A 20,457-nucleotide genomic window follows, 5' to 3' on the forward strand; every position below is an offset into this window, starting at 1 on the left:
GATAAGTACTCTGATCTTTATGATCTAAGACACCTTCGAGACTAGGAGGTTGATAGGTTGGGGGTGTAAGGGTTGTGAGACCTTTAGCTGACCAATACTAATATGTCGAAGTCTTAACCAAAAGAAAGATCTACAATCTACTATATAGTTTTGAATGTCTATGACAATTCAATAGATAGCTTGGTGAGAATAGCTACGGAGGTACACCTGGTCACATATCGAACCCAGAAGTTAAGCCCGTAAACGCTGAAAGTACTTGGGGGGCAGCCCCCTGGGAGGATAGGAACTTGCCAAGTTTTTTTTATAGGACAGTGGCTCAATTGGTAGAGTAGCGGTCTCCAAAACCGCGGGTTTAGGGTTCGAGTCCCTACTGTCCTGCCATATGAATTCAAAGTGCTTTTAGGAGCACTTTTTTTATTGTATATAGATAATAATAAAGTTCTAGATATAAGACTGGGTCTCAATTAAGAAGGTCAGGGGATAATTCCTTGGTTTAGCCTGAAATATTTAAGAAAGTAAGGAGATAATTGCAGAGGGAACTCCTTTAAAATAAGGATTTGATGCCGATATAACTACTGTTATTATTGAATATGTACATATTAAGTTATTTAAGGTTTTATAGATTGACGAAATCTTATAATCGTGATAAAATACTAAAGTTATAAATCAGTATTCCGCTTTAATGGAATAGTTAAATGAATACTTCGAGGAGGAAGAAAATGAAAGAAAAGTTAATCCAATTAGTAGAGCAAAACTACCTAAGAACTGACATTCCTGAGTTCAAGGCAGGAGACACTATCGTTGTTCACTACAAAGTTAAAGAGGGAGACAAGGAAAGAGTTCAGCTTTTTGAAGGTGTAGTAATCAGAGTATCTGGTGGATCAGTTGCTAAGACATTCACTGTAAGAAAGATATCTTCAGGAATCGGTGTAGAGAGAATCATACCAGTTAACTCTCCAATGATCGAAAAGATCGAAGTTAAGAGAATTGGTAAGGTAAGAAGATCAAAGCTTTACTACCTAAGAGGACTTTCTGGAAAGAAAGCAAGAATCAAAGAGATCAGAAAGTAATTATTACTTTTATAAGAGTCCAGGTTTTAAACCCGGACTCTTTTTCTTTTAGAGGGAGTATTGAGGGGATCAAAGGAGTAAAACTTAAGAAAGATTAAGGGTTTAAAAAGCTATTGGTGGATTAAATGACCTTAAAAAGTTCGAAAAAATGAGATTTTTCTGTTATAATAAGGAAGAATTTTTATAAAGAGGTGGCTAAGTTATGGAGAAGAGCAAGATAATAGTTAATGGCATCTTCTACCTTGTCTTAACAACGCTCTTTCTTTTTCTCTGGATAAAGGAGAAGGAAGTGGTGGCTGTAATAAGAGGGTACAGGGATTCATTTTCAGACAAGCTAATAGGTATACTGAGCTTAAAGGGAGACACAGCACAAAAGATACTTAGAAAAACTGTAAACTTTATAGAGACAATAGGGTCAGCACTGATTCTTGTTCTATTGATACAAAAATTCTATCTGGGTAACTTTTTAGTACCTACAGGGTCTATGATACCTACTATAGTTCCAAAGGACAGACTTTTTGGAAATATGGTGATCTATAAGTTTAAAAAGCCTGAGCTGCAGGATATAATTGTATTTAAGGAGCCTGTGGAGAACAAGGTACTCTATACAAAAAGACTTATGGGAAGGCCAGGAGATACTGTAGAGATAGAGTATGGTCATCTTTATATCAATGGAAGGAAGGTGGAGGAGAGGGAGTATTCCAACCTCGGCCAGCTAGGTTACAATACATGGATAGTTCCTAAAAAGGGGGATACAGTGAAGATTGTACCTGGAGCCAACTACACAACTGAATTTAAAAGCGGGGATATAGAGAAGATACAGAAGGAGCTGTTAAGTGCCCCAGCAGCAATAAGTCAGATACTCCCAGATGTGGAGTTCTATATAAATGGTAAGAAAACAGGGATGTTACTGGATTACATTCACGATGAGAATGTTGTAAACCTACTTCTTAACGGTAAGACCTATGAGGGGATTGTACAGGAGGACTACTACCTGGCCCTTGGGGATAATACCAATGGAAGCTATGACTCCAGAATGTGGGGATTTGTGGCTGAGAGCAGAATTAAGGGAAAGGCCTTCATCAGATTCTGGCCTCTTAACAGGATAGGACTCTTAAAGTAATGGATAAGAGGGTGAATGTAAGGGGGATAGCTCTAGGGGAGCTAAACCTGGTAAAGAAACTGGAAAAAAGATGTTTTTCAACAAACTATTTCAATGAAAAAGAGATAGAGGAGATGTATAGAAACGACCGATACTCCTTCTGGGGAGTATGGTATGGAGGTACCCTAGCAGGTTACCTCATAACCTATGACAGTGTGGATATCCATGAAATCATCAAGGTAGGAGTTGATGACGAATACAGGGGAAGGGGACTGGGAGGAAAACTCATAGAGAAGTCCTTTGAATCTATGGAAACTGATCTCATGCTAGAGGTAAGGGAGAGCAACAAGAGCGCAATAAGGTTATATGAAAAATTAGGTTTTAGGAAAATAGGGTTAAGAAGGGGTTATTACAGGGATACAGGGGAGGATGCCCTGATACTGGTTTTAGGAAAATAACACTAGTTAAAACATTAATCATAAAAAATGAATTTGAAAGGATGAAATGATGGAAAATAATGTTTATTCAAACCCGTTAGTGGAAAGATATGGATCTAAGGAGATGCTGGAGAACTTCTCACCAAATAAGAAGTTTTCGACTTGGAGAAAGCTATGGATAGCGCTTGCTGAATCTCAGAAGGAATTGGGGCTGAACATCACAGATGAGCAGATTGAAGAGATGAAGGCAGTAGTTGACAATATTGACTATGAGATGGCAAAGGCAAAGGAGCTAGAGGTAAGACACGATGTAATGGCTCACGTTCACACATTCGGAACTCAGGCACCAAAGGCTATGCCGATTATTCACCTTGGAGCAACAAGTGCATATGTGGGAGATAATACCGACCTTATCCAGATAAAGGACGGATTAAATATACTTAAGGGAAAGATAGTTACTGTAATGGAGTCTACAGCAAAGTTTGCTATGGAGCAGAAGGACCTTCCTACTCTAGGATTTACCCACTTCCAGCCAGCTCAGCTGACTACAGTTGGTAAGAGAGCAACACTTTGGCTACAGAGCCTGCTTCTAGACCTGGAGGAGCTGGAGTTTAGAATTGAAACTCTAAGATTCAGAGGGGTAAAGGGAACAACTGGAACTCAGGCAAGCTACATGGAGCTATTTGACGGAGACTTCTCAAAGGTAAAGAGGTTAGATCAGATGGTAGCTGAAAAGATGGGATTCGACAAGAGATTCCTAGTAACTGGACAGACATATGACAGAAAGGTAGATTCAGAGATGCTTAACCTGCTGGCTAACATAGCCCAGTCGGCTCACAAGTTTACCAACGACCTGAGACTACTTCAGAACCTTAAGGAGTTAGAGGAGCCATTTGGAAAGAAGCAGATCGGATCTTCAGCGATGGCATATAAGAGAAACCCAATGAGAAGTGAGAGAATCTCATCACTTGCTAAGTTTGTAATTGCTATGCAGCAATCTACAGCTATGACAGCATCTACTCAGTGGTTTGAGAGAACACTGGATGACTCTGCAAACAAGAGACTATCTATACCTCAGGCATTCCTTGCAGTGGATTCAATTCTTGTAATCTGGCAGAATGTAATGAACGGTCTTGTGGTATACCCTAAGATGATAGAGAAGCATGTAATGGCTGAGCTTCCATTCATGGCAACTGAGTACATCATCATGGAGGGTGTAAAGAACGGCGGAGACAGACAGGAGCTTCACGAGCTTATCAGAGTTCACTCTATGGAAGCTGGTAAAGTAGTAAAGCTAGAAGGAAAAGATAATGACCTGATTGAAAGAATCATCGCAGATGAGAACTTCAATATAGATAAGAAAAGATTACTGGAGATCTTAGACCCTAAGAACTTTGTTGGTTTTGCAAGTGAGCAGACTGTAGAGTTTGTTGAAACTGAGGTAAAGCCAATAATAGAAAAGTACAGCGATCTTCTGGGAATGGAAGCAGATCTAAGAGTATAATGAAGCTTAACAAAAGAGAGGGATACCTGGCTGCCTTAGTCTTGGTAGCCCTCTATTTTTCTTTAGCAGAGAGCCTCATCCCCAAACCCTTTCCATGGATGAAATTGGGACTTGCCAACCTGGCTACCCTAATAGCCATGGAGAAGTTTGACAGGAAGATGGCCTTTGAAGTGGTAATGCTCCGTGTAGTAATTCAGGGTCTAATGCTCGGAACATTATTTACCCCGGGATTCTTTGTAAGTATAACAGCGGGGTGTGTGAGTACGGGAACTATGGTGTTCCTATACAGGTTTAGGGAGAACCTGAGCCTGCTAGCTATAAGTGCACTATCAGCAGTAATACACAATACAACCCAGTTAGTTGTGGTGTACTTTCTGCTATTTAGAAATATAGAGTTTTACTCCAGATCCATATTGACCTTTGTGCTGATATTTTTATCCATAGGTTGTGCATCTGGAATCTTCACAGGTTATCTAGGTGAAAAGATGAATTTAAAGAGGAGGAGTATATGAGGAAATACTTTGGAACAGACGGAATAAGGGGAGAAGCTAACAAGGAGCTTACAGTGGATATAGCACTGAGACTTGGGTATGCCCTGGGATACTACTTAAGAAAGAAGAATCCAGAGAAGAAAAATATAACTGTAATTATGGGAAGCGACACAAGGATCTCGGGATATATGCTGAGATCGGCACTATTTGCAGGACTTACCTCCATGGGAGTAAATATAGATTTTGTAGGAGTAATACCTACTCCAGGAGTATCCTACATCACAAGAAAGAAGAAGGCTCAGGCGGGAATCATGATATCAGCTTCCCACAACCCGGCAAAGGACAATGGAATCAAGATTTTTGCTGCCACTGGTTACAAGCTGCCAGATGAGGTGGAGCTGGAGCTGGAAGCCCTTATGGACGACTTTGAAAATATCTCCAAGGAGTGTATGCCTGGGGATAAGGTAGGGAAGTTCAAGGTAGCAGACGACGACTACTACCTATACAGAGACTACCTTACATCTACTGTAAAGGGAGACTTCTCGGGGATGAAGATTATCCTAGATGCAGCCAATGGTTCTGCATACAGGATAGCAAAGGATGCATTCCTGGCTCTAGGGGCTGAGATCGTGGTAATAAACGACGCTCCCAACGGAACAAATATCAATGTAAAGTGCGGTTCTACCCACCCGGAAATCCTGGCAAAGGTAGTGATGGGATATGAGGCGGACCTTGGACTTGCGTATGACGGTGATGCTGATAGGTTGATTGCCGTGGACAAAAATGGTAAAATAGTGGACGGTGACAAGATCATAGCTACCCTTGCTCTGGATATGAAGAAGAAGGGAGAGCTGAACAACAACAGAGTTGTAACTACAGTTATGAGTAATATGGGGTTTGAAAAATACCTTATAGATAATGGAATAGAGCTTGTAAGAGCAAATGTAGGGGACAGATATGTTCTGGAGAAGATGAAGAACCAGGGGCTGAATATAGGGGGAGAGCAGTCTGGTCATATAATCCTGCTGGACTACAACCCGACGGGAGATGGAGTAATGACCTCTCTAAAGCTTGTGGAGTCCCTAAGAGACAGTGGAAGGACACTGGATGAGGTAGTTGCCGAGATAGTGGACTGGCCTCAGACCCTTATCAATGTAAGGGTGGACAGAGATAAGAAGAATACGTGGTCTAAAAACTCCAAGATAACCGGATTCATCTCGGAAAAGGAAGAGGAGATGGCAGGCCTTGGAAGAGTTCTTGTAAGAACTTCTGGAACGGAACCAATTGTAAGAGTAATGGTAGAGGGTAAAGAGGAAGAGATGGTAGTCAGAGTGGCTGAAGAGATAGCTAATGTAGTTAAGGAAGAGCTGGTATAAACTCTGAATACTTTAATGAAAATAGGGGTGTGAGCATCCCTATTTTTAAATGCTTTTTCTGTAAAGGAAATAGAAAGGGAAGTAAGTATAAGTAACTTGGTGATCAAAAAAAAGCAGTTTAAATAAAGAATCTGGTTACTTTATGCACAAAAGATGTTAACTTATGTCAAATGTCGTTTAAAAATAGTGAAAAAAATGGTATGATAGTAAAAGGTGATAAAATCTAGTAACAGATTCAAAACCTTTTGGAAGGGTGAAGGAAGATGTATAAGGAATTTTCAAAGGTATACGATGAATTTATGGAGTATGCAGATTATGACCTGTGGTATGAGACACTCTGCCAGTTGATAGGTGTAACTGAGGTTCAGGGAGACAAACTTCTGGACCTGGGATGCGGAACGGGAGAAATTCTTCTGAGAGCTCACCATGATTTTAAGTGCGAGGGGGCAGATCTGTCCTCTGGAATGCTAAAAAGAGCTAGTGAAAAGTTGAACAGCGAAGGTGTGGAGGTGCCTCTCTATGAGCAAGACATGAGAGAACTCTCCCTAGGTAAGAGATACGATGTAATAGTATCTATGTTCGACACAGTGAATCACCTGACAAACAGGGAGGACCTGGTAAAACTCTTCAGGGGGATCTACAACCACCTGGAGGAAGATGGAGTCTATATATTTGATGTGGTGGACAGGGAGTTCATGGAGGAGATGTTTCCCGGGGGAGTCTTCCTGGATGAGAGGGAGAATATGACTGTAATCTGGGAGCACGAGTATGATGAAGAGACTGGACTGGACTATATAGATACAACCTTCTTTGTTAAAAATGACATGGGAAGCTACGATAAATATATAGAGGACTACGAAAAGAAGGTATTTACCCATGAGGAGATAGGCCAGTGCGCTGAAGAGGCAGGACTGGATGTAAGGGGAATATATGAAAACTCTGAACTCGCAGGGAGAAGATACTTCTATACCCTCGAGAAGAAGAGTAAGTAGAGGCGGGGAGCCTATGAAATTTTATGAGAAATATAATGAATTTATGTACTATGCCTCCCTACTAGGGTATTTGGGCTTTGTGATGGTTTTCAATATACTTTTTTTCGTGTTTATATACAAAGTTATAGAAAAATACTTTTTTTCCAGTACAGTTTTGTTCGTAATACTGTTATTAATCGGGATTTTTAGCGGCTTCTATAACGTCTTCAGATTGATCCTGAAAAAGAAGTAATCAAAATTAATCGCAGTTATAAAAAAACAAAAGGACTCTTTTTAGACCTTTAGAATAAAGGATATTTCGTTTGTTTTGTAATGATTCTGGGGGATATATGAATAGTGATATAAAAAAAATACTAAAAAATTCGATAATCTCTTCACTAATTGTGTTTCTTTATGGTATATTGGTAAGGAGTGCTGTTGTCTATATTGGTGTATTTGTAGGATCCTTAATCTCTGCAATGTGCTTTTATAGTATATATATGGAAGCTGAAGCAGCAGTGAGGAGTGACAATGCCTTTAGGATAACCCTAACTGGTTACATGAAGAGGTATGTCATATATGGTGTATTTTTAGGAGTTTTATTAAAGTTCTTTGGAACCTCTATGGGTGTAGGGGGAGCTATGGGTCTTCTCAACGTAAAGGCCAATATAGCGCTGATGACATTAGCAACGTTTTTTAAAAAACTTGTAAATAAGCTAGATAAAATTAAATAAGAAAGGAGGTAAGCAGACGATTATGAAAAAATTTGGACCTATAATTCTTGCCGGAATAATAGCAGTGGTAACATTTGCTCTTAAAATGGCTAACATAGTAGGGTTTGAAACGCCACCTTTAGTAGAGGGACCTAAGATAATGTTCTTTGTACCGGTTCCTGAGTTTCTTCATGATTTCCCATTTGCAATGGAGATGTCACCAGGAAGCTTTGGATTACCAGTAACTATTACTGTAATAAGTACTTGGTTTGTTATGGCAGTTCTTATACTAATCTTTAGATGCGCTTCTAGCAACCTTGATGTGTTACCGTCTAAAAAGCAAGCCTTTTTCGAAACGCTCTATGAAGGTCTTGACAGTATAGTCGAGGGAACTCTAGGGTCATGGAAGAAGAAGTATTATACTTACATTTCAACACTACTATTATTTATACTTTTCTCCAACCTGTTATCGTTCTTCCCGATTCCTGGAATCAGTATCAAGGATGGGATATTTACGATAGCACCTGCATTTAGAGGACCTACAGCAGACTTAAACACTACTGTGGGACTAGCGCTGATAACAACATTTACGTTCTTAGCAGCATCATTTAAAGTAGGGGGTCCTCTAGGTTATATCAAGGGACTATTTGAGCCTATGCCTCTAATGTTCCCAATCAACTTAGTAGGAGAGCTAGCAAAACCAACAAACATCTCTATCAGACTTTTTGGTAACATGTTTGCAGGTATGGTTATCATTGGACTGCTATATACAGCAGCTCCAGCAGTAGTACCAGCACCAATGCACCTGTACTTCGATCTATTCAGTGGAATTGTACAGAGTTTTGTATTCATCATGCTGACAATGGTTTATATCCAGGGATCAGTAGACGGTCATGAATACATAGAAGATTAAAAAGGTTTTTAAAAGATACTATTTTTATAAAATGAGATCTTATTATTAAAAGGAGGCAACTAAAAATGGAAATGACTTTATTAAGAACAATAGTACTAGCAGCGTCAGCACTAGGTGCAGGAGCAGCAATGATCGCAGGTATCGGACCAGGAGTAGGTCAGGGATACGCAGCAGGAAAGGCAGTAGAATCTGTAGCTAGACAACCAGAAGCAAAGGGAGACATCATCTCTACAATGGTACTTGGACAGGCAGTAGCCGAGTCAACTGGTATCTACTCACTAGTTATCGCACTAATCCTACTATACGCTAACCCATTCATCGGACTAATCGCTGGATAATAGCATATGGACAAGCTTTAGGGCTTGATTTGTTACAAGTGCACGCGTTGCATAAAAATCGCTTCACAGGAAGGAGGTAGACGACTTGGCACCACAAAATATGCCTGCAGTGTCTATTGACATTAATATGTTTTGGCAGATAATCAACTTTTTGATCTTAATGTTCTTCTTTAAGAAGTACTTTCAAAAGCCTATCGCCAAGATATTAGACGCAAGAAAAGAAAAGATCGCAAATGAGCTGAAACAAGCTGAAATAGATAGAGAGCTGGCTGCAAAAGCAAACAAGGAGAGCGAAGATATCCTTAAGTCTGCAAAGGCAGAAGCAACAGAGATCCTTTTAAAAGCTGAGAAAAAGGCTGAGGAAAGAAAGGAATCTATCTTAAAAGAGGCTAACACTCAGAGAGAAAAGACTATTAAGTCTGCTGATGTGGAAGTTCAAAAAATGAAGGAACAAGCAAGAAAAGAGCTTCAAGGAGAGGTTACTGACCTAGCAGTTAAGCTTGCAGAGAAGATGATCGCTGAAAAGCTTGATACAAACCTAGGAGCAAACCTACTGGATAACTTCATCGAAGAGGTAGGGGAAGAGAAATGATGGACGCACAGATCGGTAGAAGATATGCAGAAGCAATCTATGAAATTGCCGAGAAAAGCGACAAAGTAAAAGACCTGCACGGAGACTTAAACTCTGTAATGGAGCTTTACATGGAGGACAAGGAGTTCAAAAACCTTGTGGATCATCCTCTTGTAAAGAATGAAGAAAAGAAGGAGTTCCTGACGAAGGTACTAGCAGATATGGAAGAGTTTAGCATGGACATCCTATTCTACCTTGTAGATAAGGGAAGACTATCTAATATCAGAGGTATTGTAGCAGAGTTTCTGAAGATCTACTATGAGAAGAATCAAATGGTAGATGTACAGGCGACATTTGCACTAGAGCCAACAGAGGAGCAGAAGGCTAAGCTTATAGCGAAGCTTGAAAAGAAAACAGGTAAAAAAGTTAACCTTGAGGTTAAGATAGATAAGAACATTATCGCCGGAGGTATCATCAAAATCGGAGATGAGATTATCGACGGAAGTATAAGAAGACAACTTGATACTATAGCTAAGAGCTAGAGTGTCTGGTATTTCATGAAGCAGGAGGTGTAACCACTTGAAAATAAGACCGGAAGAGATCAGTTCGATAATCAAGACTGAGATCGAGAATTATAAAAAGTCTTTAGATGTAAAAACTTCAGGTTCTGTTGTAGAAGTTGGTGACGGAATCGCGAGAGTATACGGTCTAAGCAATGCAAAGATGGGAGAACTTTTAGAGTTCCCTAATGGAATAAAGGGGATGGCACTGAACCTAGAGGAAAATAACGTAGGTGCGGTAATCCTTGGAGACCCTACTGGAGTTAAAGAAGGGGACGAAGTAAGATCAACTGGACAGGTAACATCGGTACCAGCTGGAGAATCTCTACTAGGAAGAGTAGTTAACTCACTAGGAGAGGCTATCGATGGTAAGGGTGAGATCAAGGGTGAAAGAATGATGGAGATCGAAAGAAAAGCATCGGGAATCATCGCTAGAAAGCCAGTACACGAGCCACTACAGACAGGAATCAAGTCAATCGACGGAATGGTACCTATCGGTAGAGGACAGAGAGAGCTTATTATCGGAGATAGACAGACTGGTAAAACAGCGGTAGCTCTTGATGCGATAATCAACCAGAAAGGAACTGGAGTAAAGTGTATCTACGTAGCAATCGGTCAGAAGAGATCGACAGTAGCTCAGATCGTTAAGAGACTTGAGGACGCTGGAGCTATGGAGTACACAACTATCGTTGCTGCAACAGCATCGGAGTCGGCTCCACTTCAATATATGGCACCATATACAGGTGTATCAATGGGTGAGTACTTCCTAGACAAGGGTGAGCATGTACTAATCGTATATGATGACCTATCTAAGCACGCGGTAGCGTACAGAGAGATGTCTCTACTACTTAAGAGACCACCAGGAAGAGAAGCGTTCCCAGGAGACGTATTCTACCTTCACTCAAGACTACTAGAAAGAGCTGCAAAGCAGTCGGATGAGCTAGGAGCAGGATCAATCACTGCACTTCCTATTATCGAGACAATGGCAGGGGACGTATCAGCATATATCCCAACAAACGTTATCTCAATCACTGACGGACAGATCTTCCTAGATTCACAGCTATTCAACTCAGGATTCAGACCAGCGATCAACGCAGGTATCTCTGTATCGAGAGTTGGAGGTTCTGCACAGATCAAGGCTATGAAACAGGTTGCTGCAAAGGTAAAGCTTGAGCTTGCTCAGTATACAGAGCTACTTACTTTCGCACAGTTTGGATCTGACCTAGATGCAGCTACTAAAGCTCAGCTAGAGAGAGGACACAGAATCATGGAGATCCTTAAGCAGGCGCAGTACAACCCATACCCAGTAGAGGAGCAGGTTGTATCTTTCTTCATGGTAATCAATGGACTTCTTGACAGTATCGCTCTAGCAGACGTAAGAAGATTTGAGCAGGAGCTATTAACTGATCTTAGAAACAACTCTGATATCCTAAAGGAAATCCTAGAAAAGAAGGCTCTTGATAAGGACTTAGAGGCTAAGATGAAAAAAGCTGTAGAAGACTTCAAGAAGAACTTCAGTTAGTGAGGTGGGAAAATGGCTGGAAGTAAGGAAATAAAGAATAGAATTACTAGTGTAAAGTCTACTCACCAGATAACTAAGGCGATGGAGATCGTTTCATCGACAAAGTTTAAGAGATTTTCAACTCTTGTAAACCAGTCTAAACCTTACTCTAAGAGTATGGCAGGAATCCTTGCTAATATAGCAGCTGGAATCAAGAATGAAAAGCACCCTTTATTTGACGGAAGAGATGAAGTCAAGAAGGTGGGTATCATCGTTATGGCATCGGACAGAGGACTGTGTGGTGGATTTAACAACCAGACGATGAAGGAGATGGAAAGGCTAATGGCTGAAAACAGTGGTAAGGACGTATCTGTCATTGCCATTGGAAAGAAAGCCAGAGACTACTGCAAGAAGAGAGATTACGATCTTAAGGCAGAGTACGTACAGCTTATTCCTGAAACTATGTTTGAAAAAGCAAAGGAGATCAGCGAAAATATCGTTGAGTATTTCTACGAGGGAATATTTGATGAAGTATATGTAATATACAATGAGTTTATCTCAGCTATGGCTACTGAGCTTGTAACTAAGAAGATACTGCCAGTAGAGAAGGTAGAGGTAGAGGAGAACACTACTTATATCTTTGAGCCATCTGTTGAAGGTATACTTTCATCACTACTTCCTAAGTACCTGAATATTCAACTATATCAGGCTATCTTAGAAAATACAGCATCTGAGCATTCAGCTAGAAAGAATGCCATGAAGAATGCAACAGATAACGCAGAGGATATGATAAAGGACCTAACTCTTCAGTACAACAGAGAGAGACAGGCTGCAATCACTCAGGAGCTATCTGAAATCGTTAGTGGAGCAGCTGCACTATAAAATACAGCTTGCAAATAATCCTATAAAGGAGGCAATTTAGTGGATAATAAGGGAATCATTACCCAGATAATTGGTCCTGTAGTAGACGTTAAGTTCGATAACGAATTGCCTAAAATCTACAACGCACTTAAGATAAATGTTGGTGAAGGGGAAACTCTTACTGTTGAAGTACAGCAGCACTTAGGAAATAACGTTGTTAGAGCAGTTGCCATGGATGGAACTGAAGGTCTACAAAGAGGAACAGAAGTAATAGATACAGGTGCGCCTATCACTGTACCAGTTGGTAAGGCAGTACTTGGAAGAATCCTAAATGTATTAGGAGAGCCAGTTGACGAAGCTGGTGAGGTAAGCGCAGAAGAGAGTCTTCCTATTCACAGGGAAGCTCCATCATTTGAGGAGCAGGGAACAGAAGTAGAGGTATTCGAAACTGGAATCAAGGTAATCGACCTGCTTGCTCCATATGTAAAGGGTGGAAAGATTGGACTATTTGGAGGAGCTGGAGTAGGTAAAACAGTTCTTATCATGGAGCTAATCAACAACATCGCACAAGGACACGGAGGACTATCTGTATTCGCCGGTGTAGGTGAAAGAACAAGAGAAGGAAGAGACCTTTTTGACGAGATGAGCGAGTCTGGAGTTATCAACAAGACTGCACTTGTTTACGGACAGATGAACGAGCCACCTGGTGCAAGACTAAGAGTAGCACTTACTGGACTAACTGTAGCTGAGAACTTCAGAGACAAGGAAGGACAGGACGTACTTCTATTTATCGACAACATCTTCAGATTTACTCAGGCAGGAGCAGAGGTATCGGCACTTCTAGGAAGAATGCCGTCAGCGGTTGGATACCAGCCAAACCTAGCTTCAGAGATGGGTGGACTTCAGGAGAGAATCACATCAACTAAGACTGGATCGATCACTTCGGTACAGGCTGTATATGTACCAGCCGATGACCTTACTGACCCGGCTCCAGCAACTACGTTCACACACCTGGACGCAACAACAGTACTTTCAAGAAGAATTGCATCTCTTGGAATCTACCCAGCGGTAGACCCACTAGATTCAACTTCTACAGCACTTGAGCCTCAGGTAATCGGACACGAGCACTACAACACTGCAAGAGAAGTTCAGTCTGTACTTCAGAGATATAAGGAACTTCAGGACATCATCGCTATCCTAGGAATGGACGAGCTTTCTGATGAGGATAAGATCGTAGTAAACAGAGCAAGAAAGATCGAAAGATTCTTCTCTCAGCCGTTTGCAGTTGCTGAGCAGTTTACTGGAATGGAAGGAAAGTATGTAACAGTTAAGGAAACTATCAGAGGATTCAAAGAGATCCTAGATGGTAAGCACGACGACCTTCCTGAGCAGGCATTCCTATATGTTGGATCTATCGATGAGGCAGTTAACAAGGCAAGGGAATTAATGAAGGGAGCTGAGTAATCATGGCGACTTTCAAATTAGAAGTTATAACTCCACAGAAAAAGGTTCTTGAGCAGGAAGCAGAATTTGTTATGCTTAGAACATCTGAAGGAGATATGGGTATCCTTGCTGGCCACGCTCCATTTGTAGCTGAGCTTGCAATTGGTGAGATGAAGATCAAAAACGCCGGAGAGGAAGTAAGATACTTCGTTTCTGGAGGTTTCATGGACATCTCTGCTGAGAGAGTTATGATCCTGGCTGATGAGGCTATGGACGTAAGAGAGATCGACGTAGAGAGATCTAAGAAGGAAGCAGAAGTTGCTAAGCAGAAGCTTGGAAAGCTTAAAGAGGACAGAGATATCGCTGCCACTCAGAAAGCTCTACAAGAAGCACTAACTAAGGTTAGACTAGCTGAGCAGCACCTATAATAAAAGTTAAAGGGATTAAACCTACGGGTTTAATCCCTTTTTTCTTTATTCTAAATTATAATTTTTTGTTCATGACTTTCGTTCATTCTTTGCTCGTCCAAAGAACGAACCAAGAAAGGACGCCTCTGTGAGAAAAAAGATATTCTGTAATCAGAAAATTTTGAAAAAATCGTAACTCGCTCTGCTCAGACAGACGAGTATTTTTCTAAAATTTTCTTTCATACTTCATTTACTCTTTTTTCTCAATGAGGACTAAACTTATGAGTGAAGTAACTAGGGCATTAGCTTAATCTCTTATTTTATTGTATAATAATGAACAGTTAAGATTTAAGGGGGCAGGCAATGAAACTTATATATTGTGATGAGAGCTGTCATTTAGAGAATGACGGGAATGATATAATGGTATTAGGTGCAATTTCTTGTGATGACAAAGTAAAAAAAGATATTTTTAATGAAATAAGAGCTATAAAAGAAAAGCATGGAATTAGCCCTTATTTTGAAATAAAGTGGACTAAAGTTTCGAATGGAAAAATAGACATGTATAAAGAGTTGATAGAATATTTTTTTGATAAAAAAGAACTTGAATTTAGAGGGGTAGTTGCAAAGGGGAAAAAGAAACTAGATCATAAAAAGTACAACTCAGGTGATTATAATAAGTGGTATTATAAAATGTATTTTTTACTTTTAAACCATATGATAAGTAAGAGTGATAATTATAGAATTTTTATAGACATAAAAGATACTAATGGTGGTTCAAAGGTAAGAAAGTTACATGAAGTACTTTGTAATAAAATATATGATTTTGAAAGAGAAATTGTAAAAAAAGTTGAGCAAATTCATTCTGATCATTCTGAGATACTTCAATTGACAGATTTGATTATTGGAGCCTTTTCTTATTATCATAGAGGTTTAAATAGTAGTGAAAGTAAGTTAGATATAATAAAATTAATAAAAGAAAAAAGTGGTTATTCCCTTAATGGTAAAAGTGAATATTTTGAAAAGAAATTTAATTATATAGTTTGGGAGGGGAGAAGATGAGAAGTCAATATCTGCCAATTCCCTTATATGAAAATTTTGATAAAATATATAATGAGTTTCAAAACATCTATTCAGATCCAAAGAAGCGTTCAAGGTTATTTGGGAAGTTCATTTTTATAGATTATAAGGAGTTTATAGAGAGAAAAAGTAAATTTTTTTGGCATCTATCTAGCATAGATAAAACAGAGAAATATACTGTAAACCCTTGTACTAATGAAGTTCCTATTGGTGTATGTGAGTATACAAATCATTGTGAGGAAGAAACCTCTAATGATTTAATAGAAATCTTAGATAGAATTCCATGTATTTATCGTGGAAGCAGAATAACTTGGATCGATGAAGTTATAAAATTAGCGACTAAAAAAAGTAAACTAGTGAAAGTTTGGAAAGTTTATAATTCTAAAAAATCCAAAACAAAATTAAAATTGAGATTCCAGGAGGGAACAGCTGACTATATAATTATTTTTGAAGAAGATAATAAAAAAAGCTCTTATCGTTTAATAACCGCATTTCCAGTTGTTTTAAAAGGAAGTAAGAGAAAATTTGATAAGCAATATGAAAGATATCAAAAAATAAAAAAGCCGGCTGGATCGTAATCACTGCCGGATTCTCCTCATACCCTGTTGGTATGTGAGCTACTAAATTATACATAATTTTTTTTGAAAAAACAAGTGTAAATAAAAGTATAGTTTTAATGACCGAAGATAGTCGTCAGGCATCACAGGATGAATTTACTTTTTTCCGTCGTGCAGAATAGGTTCAATCTTGAGCCCCTAGAAGGAAGGAAAACTCTGACCTTGCCTGAAAAGACAATTAGCGAAGGTCTTGATTTCTTGGTTACTTCTGTATCAAGACAGAAGTAACGAAATTGTTTTAATAATCCTTTAATGTAAGAGAAGTAATATAAATAGGAGCTGTTAGGATCTAAATGGCAATAAGATCACTGAATGGTTCCATAGTCCGTTCACAGCCCTATATGGGCAGTAATATAGGATTGGATCGTAGAACTGGAGACAGGGAAATAGGTGGTCAAAGTGGAAGCTATCTCCATGCTGGTAGCTTCAGTCTGGTTCGGAGCACCTCTCCGATGCTGGAGATTCCGGTGAGCAGGGTACCGGATGTCGTAACATGAGGGCGTATTTGAAGTACGCAGGGTCTTGGCAGCTTCGCCTAAGAAAAGGACAATATCATAATTGTCCTTTTTTTAGTTTTCCTAATAAGTATTTAATCAAATGAACTCTCAAGTCGATAAAGCTTTGCCAGAAAATATTTGCTAGACCGTTAAACAGGATAAGTTCCGCAGTGTTTTACAAAACTCTCTACTCACAGAACGAGGACTGTAGCTTTCAAAGGTCGTAGAGGAATGTTTTACAAATGAGACATTTGAGAGGTCTTGATTTCTTGGTTACTTCTGTATCAAGACAGAAGTAACAGCATAATACAAAAATTATAATTTCAAAATACAGTTTTTTTATAAAAGTCCACTATTTTCATATGCCCTTCTAAGTTATAAAAAACATCCTATGTGAATTTAGTGAAAAAATAAATTATGAAGGAATATAGAGAGTATTAAGTGTATTGAGGTTGAGATTGGGTGGTTGAATATCGTTTCAATTTGATTTTGGCTGAGATTGTGACATTGTGAAGAAAATTGGAGTTGAAACCTCAAGGTTGGAAGGGAGGAATTATGACAAAAGCTATGTTAATGGAGTTTGTAAAAAGTTACAGTCCCAGGATAATGGAGGGGATAGAGGAATCTACCATCAACGGGTATACAGTGAAGTATTTTATAGAGGGTGGAACTACAGTTGGGGGAATGGTTATGCTAGCAGATGAGGAGGTCTGCATGATCACAGCTGAAGGCTTTATCGTAGGAGAGCTTCCCGATTCCAACGAGTTTATGTGCTAATTCTAGCTTGCTATTATTGAAGGAAGTTCATAAAAACTGCTTGCTGGTATTAAAAAAGGTGTCCCTTCAGGAGACACCTTTTTTTATTATATAAGCTTAGAAGTGCTGGAGCATCCCCCATCCTTTTTACTTTATGATTTCAAGCTTGGCCTGGGGCAGGTTCTTATCCCTGTCGGAGATGATAACCTCTACTCTGCTGCTCTCTACCTCTGCTCCGAGGAAGGTTTCGATATACTCCTTCCTCTCGTCCATGAGGTCATCCAGCTTATCCGAGGAGCTCTCCTTCTTTCCTCCAAAGAGAATTCCAGTGAGATCCTTGGTCTTCATGAGCCCCTTCTCCACCTTGTCGTTGGTGAAGATGGTCACCCTAACCTTAGCTGCAGGATTCCCCTTAAGGATCTCTATGACCTTACGCAGCTTATCCAGGTCGGAGTACTTGGGTTCCGAGTCCAGGTAGTCGAAGTAGACCACGTTGTCCTTCTCGCTGCTACCCAGGGTAAGGATGTTGGAGATAGCCTTCTCGGGAGTCTTTATAGCCTCGGTAAAGTTGGCTATGAGGACACCCATAACGATGCTTCCAACTCCAAACTCAGGATCGTTGAGGTCTCCCTCTACAGGAACCACGATATTTATATCCCCCTTTTTGTCCCTTAAGGCGTCCACTACCTTAGGAAGGGGAACCTTGCTTGCCACCCCTGTAGAGGCTCCCAGCTTAAGGTCTGAGATCTTGAGCCTGCTCTCAGAGGAGATTTTCCCCCTCTTCAGTATGAGGTTACCCCTGGAGCTTAATGTCCCCTCCTCTATCCTGTTGGGGAGGTCCTTAGCCAGGTGCTCATTGAAGGATGCCAGGGCGAGGTTTGTCACTCCCAGGTCACCATTGAAGTTTATAGTCTTGGGATCAAACTCCCAGTCTCTGGTGAGGGAAGCCCTTCCCTTGAGGTAGAGGCTCTGGATTCCCTCCAGGGAGAGGGAGGTATCCACTGCAAACTCCTTATTCTTCTCAGAGGTAAAGTTCTGGGAGAGGAGCTTGATATTTCTAAATACGGTCTTCTTACTTCCATGTACCTGGGTAAGGGTAGCATTTTTTATATCGGTCCTCTTGATGTATACCCTTGGAAGGGGAGCCTTCTTGGCCGGGGCTACAGTTTTCTTGGTAGCCTCCTTGGAAGGAGCCACTTCCTTAGCTTCAGCCTTCTTAGCATCTCCCTTCTTTTCAGCTGGAGTGTAGAGGGTAACAGCAGGGCTGTTAAGGCTTATGAGGTTCAGGTTTATATCTGAAGGCGTATACCTCCTTATGTAGATCTTTCCCGCCGGAAGATCTACCTGGGTATTCTTATCCACCCTTCCGGAGATCTTATTGAAGGAGAGGGTGGTGTTGTTCAGGGTAACTTCCTCTCCTGCCAGGGTCAGATCCAGGGTGGAGTCCAGGCTGCCTATGGAAAGATCCAGGCCTTCCTTATCCTTAACCTTTACAGATCTACCCTGGATAGTTCCTGCTGAGGTAATCCTATCCCTGGAGTAGGTGATGTAGGAGCTTGAGGAGATGGTTCCCTGGAGTTCATAGGGAAGATCCTCTACAAACTTCTTTAATCCCTCTAATCTCAGCTCATCTATATCCAGGTCTCCGCTGACCTTAAGATCCTCAGGTTTTTTAAGGTCGGAGAGAAGTAGCTTCATCTTTCCTGAAACCTTGGAGAAATCCTCCCCTGAAGCTGAGAAGATCAGATCTGAATCCAGTGATTTATCTGTAATGTTGGAGATATCCAGGGAAACGTTGGTCAGACTATTGCCCTTGGCTGTGATACTACCCTCTGAGAGGATCAGCCTTTTGATGAGGATGTTGTTCTCCTCCTCTGCAAAGGCTCCCTTAAGGTCGATCTGTCCACCTCTGAAGAAGAGGGTGTTCTCCTCCTTGTCCGCAAGATCAAGGGAGTTCAGGTGGATTAAACCATCTATAGAGGATATCTTCTTCTCCAGATCCGAGGTGATGGTGTAACCTCCCTCTGCAACCTTAAGGGTTACTCCGTAGGGAATCTTCTCAGTTGGCTGGAGGGCTATCTCCTCCAGAATTACCTTGGGAGTTATTGTAATCTTTGGGTAGTCTAAGGTATAGGTCCCTTTTACCTCGCCTCCTCCCAGGGTGGCTGCTATATCCTGGTTCCCCTTCAGTATGAGGGGAAGGAGTTCAGAGGTAAGGTTTACCTTGAAGCTACCTGTGGACACTGCCTCTATCTCTGGATAGGCAAATTCCTCCAGCTTAATATCCACCCTTTCAGCAGAGAGGAGTTGTATATTATCTTTGGATGAGACCTCCCCCTGGGTGAGGGTGAGGGTTCCGTCTCCCTTAAATACCTTTTTCAGGTAGTCCCCTGAAAGGTTTAATCCTCCGGTAAAGAGTCCCTTAATATTGTAGGTCTCCCCCTCCTGGGTCAGGGAGGTTTCTAATAGGAGCTTTTCCGATGAAAGGTTTCCCTTAAACTCTCCTGTAGCTGTATTGGCATTGAGGAGAAGATCCAGGGTACCGCTGTCTATAATCTCAAGAGCAGCGGTAAGATTCAGGGTATCATCCCTGTAGGTAAAATCTGGAACCTCCAGGGTGAGGGTGTTGAGGGACTTATACTGAGCGTCCTCCCCCTCCAATACCAGGTTCTGGATGGTTATATTCTTTACGATGATCTCCTTTATAAAGGAGTCCTTCTCCGGAGCCTCTTCCGCTGTGGTCTTCTCAGGAGTAGCTTCAGCAGAAACCTCAGCTGCAGGCTGGGGCTCGGCAGGAACAGCTGCTTCCGAAGGAGTGTCCTCCCCTTTACTAATATCTATAGTGGGCTCGATAAGGGTAATCTCCCCTATATAGAGTGTCCCCCTGGCAAGCTTCAGGGGATCGGAATCCACCTTGATGGACTTAAGGGTAAGGAGGGTTCTCTCCTCCTCTGAAACAACTATCCCCTTGGACGATATATTACCAGTAAGGGGGTTCAGCCAGAGGGACTTGATGGATATATCCTTTCCTGTCCTATCCTTTACCGTGGTAATGAGGATGTTTTTAACTATTGAGTTTATACTGAAAGCTCCTATGACTATGAGAAGCCCCAGCACCCCTAGGGATATCTTATATACTTTTTTCATACTTCACCTCCAAAAAAATCCTTAACTACATTCTTAGAAAAAAGTGGCTATTCTCCTCTAAGTATCCCATTAAAGTTTTTAGGTGTAAAGTGATATTTAACAAAA

At 40.8% G+C, this 20,457-nt stretch carries 21 protein-coding genes, 1 tRNA gene and 2 rRNA genes; 23 read left to right on the plus strand and 1 reads right to left on the minus strand.

Features of this window, described 5'->3' with window-relative positions; genetic code table 11:
• From QMG11_RS09445 to QMG11_RS09550, 23 genes are all read left to right on the plus strand, one after another.
• Positions 1–121 (plus strand): 23S ribosomal RNA (locus QMG11_RS09445); the annotation flags it as partial.
• A 58-nt stretch (positions 122–179) separates the two neighbouring features.
• Positions 180–296, plus strand: a 5S ribosomal RNA gene (gene rrf, locus QMG11_RS09450).
• Between the two features lie 9 nt (positions 297–305).
• A tRNA-Trp gene (locus QMG11_RS09455) sits at positions 306–381 on the plus strand.
• A gap of 338 nt (positions 382–719) precedes the next feature.
• On the plus strand, positions 720–1,070 hold the full coding sequence (rplS, locus tag QMG11_RS09460) for a 50S ribosomal protein L19 (protein WP_281835484.1): 351 nt from the start codon (positions 720–722) through the stop codon (positions 1,068–1,070).
• Between the two features lie 202 nt (positions 1,071–1,272).
• Complete coding sequence (gene lepB / locus QMG11_RS09465; protein WP_281835486.1) at positions 1,273–2,193, plus strand: signal peptidase I; 921 nt, start codon at positions 1,273–1,275, stop codon at positions 2,191–2,193.
• Positions 2,193–2,630, plus strand: a complete 438-nt coding sequence (gene rimI, locus QMG11_RS09470) for a ribosomal protein S18-alanine N-acetyltransferase (RefSeq protein ID WP_281835488.1) — start codon at positions 2,193–2,195, stop codon at positions 2,628–2,630. The genes lepB and rimI overlap by 1 nt, the downstream gene beginning before the upstream one ends.
• 49 nt (positions 2,631–2,679) lie before the next feature.
• Positions 2,680–4,113 (plus strand): adenylosuccinate lyase, encoded by a 1,434-nt coding sequence (purB, locus tag QMG11_RS09475; RefSeq protein WP_281835490.1) that lies wholly within the window; start codon positions 2,680–2,682, stop codon positions 4,111–4,113.
• Positions 4,113–4,625: a Gx transporter family protein gene (locus tag QMG11_RS09480; protein WP_281835493.1), complete on the plus strand. Its 513-nt coding sequence runs from the start codon at positions 4,113–4,115 to the stop codon at positions 4,623–4,625. Before purB ends, QMG11_RS09480 begins: the two co-directional genes overlap by 1 nt.
• Positions 4,622–5,980 (plus strand): phosphoglucosamine mutase, encoded by a 1,359-nt coding sequence (gene glmM / locus QMG11_RS09485; protein ID WP_281835495.1) that lies wholly within the window; start codon positions 4,622–4,624, stop codon positions 5,978–5,980. Before QMG11_RS09480 ends, glmM begins: the two co-directional genes overlap by 4 nt.
• Positions 5,981–6,243: 263 nt before the next feature.
• The gene (locus tag QMG11_RS09490) at positions 6,244–6,972 is read left to right on the plus strand and encodes a class I SAM-dependent DNA methyltransferase (protein ID WP_281835497.1); all 729 of its coding nucleotides are present in this window, start codon (positions 6,244–6,246) and stop codon (positions 6,970–6,972) included.
• A 43-nt stretch (positions 6,973–7,015) separates the two neighbouring features.
• Positions 7,016–7,204: an AtpZ/AtpI family protein gene (locus QMG11_RS20035; protein WP_373877225.1), complete on the plus strand. Its 189-nt coding sequence runs from the start codon at positions 7,016–7,018 to the stop codon at positions 7,202–7,204.
• Between the two features lie 97 nt (positions 7,205–7,301).
• Complete coding sequence (locus QMG11_RS09495; protein WP_281835500.1) at positions 7,302–7,685, plus strand: ATPase; 384 nt, start codon at positions 7,302–7,304, stop codon at positions 7,683–7,685.
• An 85-nt stretch (positions 7,686–7,770) separates the two neighbouring features.
• Positions 7,771–8,577, plus strand: coding sequence for a F0F1 ATP synthase subunit A (atpB, locus tag QMG11_RS09500; RefSeq protein WP_373877226.1), 807 nt, complete (start codon positions 7,771–7,773; stop codon positions 8,575–8,577).
• Between the two features lie 65 nt (positions 8,578–8,642).
• Positions 8,643–8,915, plus strand: a complete 273-nt coding sequence (gene atpE / locus QMG11_RS09505) for an ATP synthase F0 subunit C (RefSeq protein ID WP_281835503.1) — start codon at positions 8,643–8,645, stop codon at positions 8,913–8,915.
• Positions 8,916–9,000: 85 nt separating this feature from the next.
• A complete protein-coding gene (atpF, locus tag QMG11_RS09510; RefSeq protein ID WP_281835504.1) occupies positions 9,001–9,507 on the plus strand; it encodes a F0F1 ATP synthase subunit B in 507 nt (168 codons plus the stop codon).
• Positions 9,504–10,028: an ATP synthase F1 subunit delta gene (atpH, locus tag QMG11_RS09515; RefSeq protein WP_281835505.1), complete on the plus strand. Its 525-nt coding sequence runs from the start codon at positions 9,504–9,506 to the stop codon at positions 10,026–10,028. Before atpF ends, atpH begins: the two co-directional genes overlap by 4 nt.
• 37 nt (positions 10,029–10,065) lie before the next feature.
• On the plus strand, positions 10,066–11,568 hold the full coding sequence (gene atpA / locus QMG11_RS09520; RefSeq protein ID WP_281835506.1) for a F0F1 ATP synthase subunit alpha: 1,503 nt from the start codon (positions 10,066–10,068) through the stop codon (positions 11,566–11,568).
• 12 nt (positions 11,569–11,580) lie between these two features.
• Positions 11,581–12,429 carry an ATP synthase F1 subunit gamma gene (atpG, locus tag QMG11_RS09525; RefSeq protein ID WP_281835508.1) on the plus strand — a complete coding sequence of 283 codons (849 nt, stop codon included), beginning with the start codon at positions 11,581–11,583 and terminating at the stop codon, positions 12,427–12,429.
• A gap of 39 nt (positions 12,430–12,468) precedes the next feature.
• Positions 12,469–13,872, plus strand: coding sequence for a F0F1 ATP synthase subunit beta (atpD, locus tag QMG11_RS09530; RefSeq protein WP_281835509.1), 1,404 nt, complete (start codon positions 12,469–12,471; stop codon positions 13,870–13,872).
• Positions 13,873–13,874: 2 nt separating this feature from the next.
• On the plus strand, positions 13,875–14,279 hold the full coding sequence (gene atpC / locus QMG11_RS09535; protein WP_281835510.1) for an ATP synthase F1 subunit epsilon: 405 nt from the start codon (positions 13,875–13,877) through the stop codon (positions 14,277–14,279).
• A 342-nt stretch (positions 14,280–14,621) separates the two neighbouring features.
• A complete protein-coding gene (locus QMG11_RS09540) occupies positions 14,622–15,317 on the plus strand; it encodes a DUF3800 domain-containing protein (protein WP_281835511.1) in 696 nt (231 codons plus the stop codon).
• Entirely contained in the window at positions 15,314–15,913 is a 600-nt protein-coding gene (locus QMG11_RS09545) for a hypothetical protein (RefSeq protein WP_281835513.1), read from the plus strand. Before QMG11_RS09540 ends, QMG11_RS09545 begins: the two co-directional genes overlap by 4 nt.
• Positions 15,914–17,004: 1,091 nt before the next feature.
• Complete coding sequence (locus tag QMG11_RS09550; RefSeq protein ID WP_281835514.1) at positions 17,005–17,226, plus strand: hypothetical protein; 222 nt, start codon at positions 17,005–17,007, stop codon at positions 17,224–17,226.
• Positions 17,227–17,352: 126 nt separating this feature from the next.
• On the opposite strand, the gene QMG11_RS09555 is transcribed toward QMG11_RS09550, so the two are convergent.
• Entirely contained in the window at positions 17,353–20,352 is a 3,000-nt protein-coding gene (locus QMG11_RS09555; protein WP_281835516.1) for a DUF748 domain-containing protein, read from the minus strand.
• Positions 20,353–20,457 lie beyond the last annotated feature (105 nt).

Origin of the sequence: Propionigenium maris DSM 9537 (genome assembly GCF_027925155.1) — a bacterium.
GTDB lineage: Bacteria > Fusobacteriota > Fusobacteriia > Fusobacteriales > Fusobacteriaceae > Propionigenium > Propionigenium maris.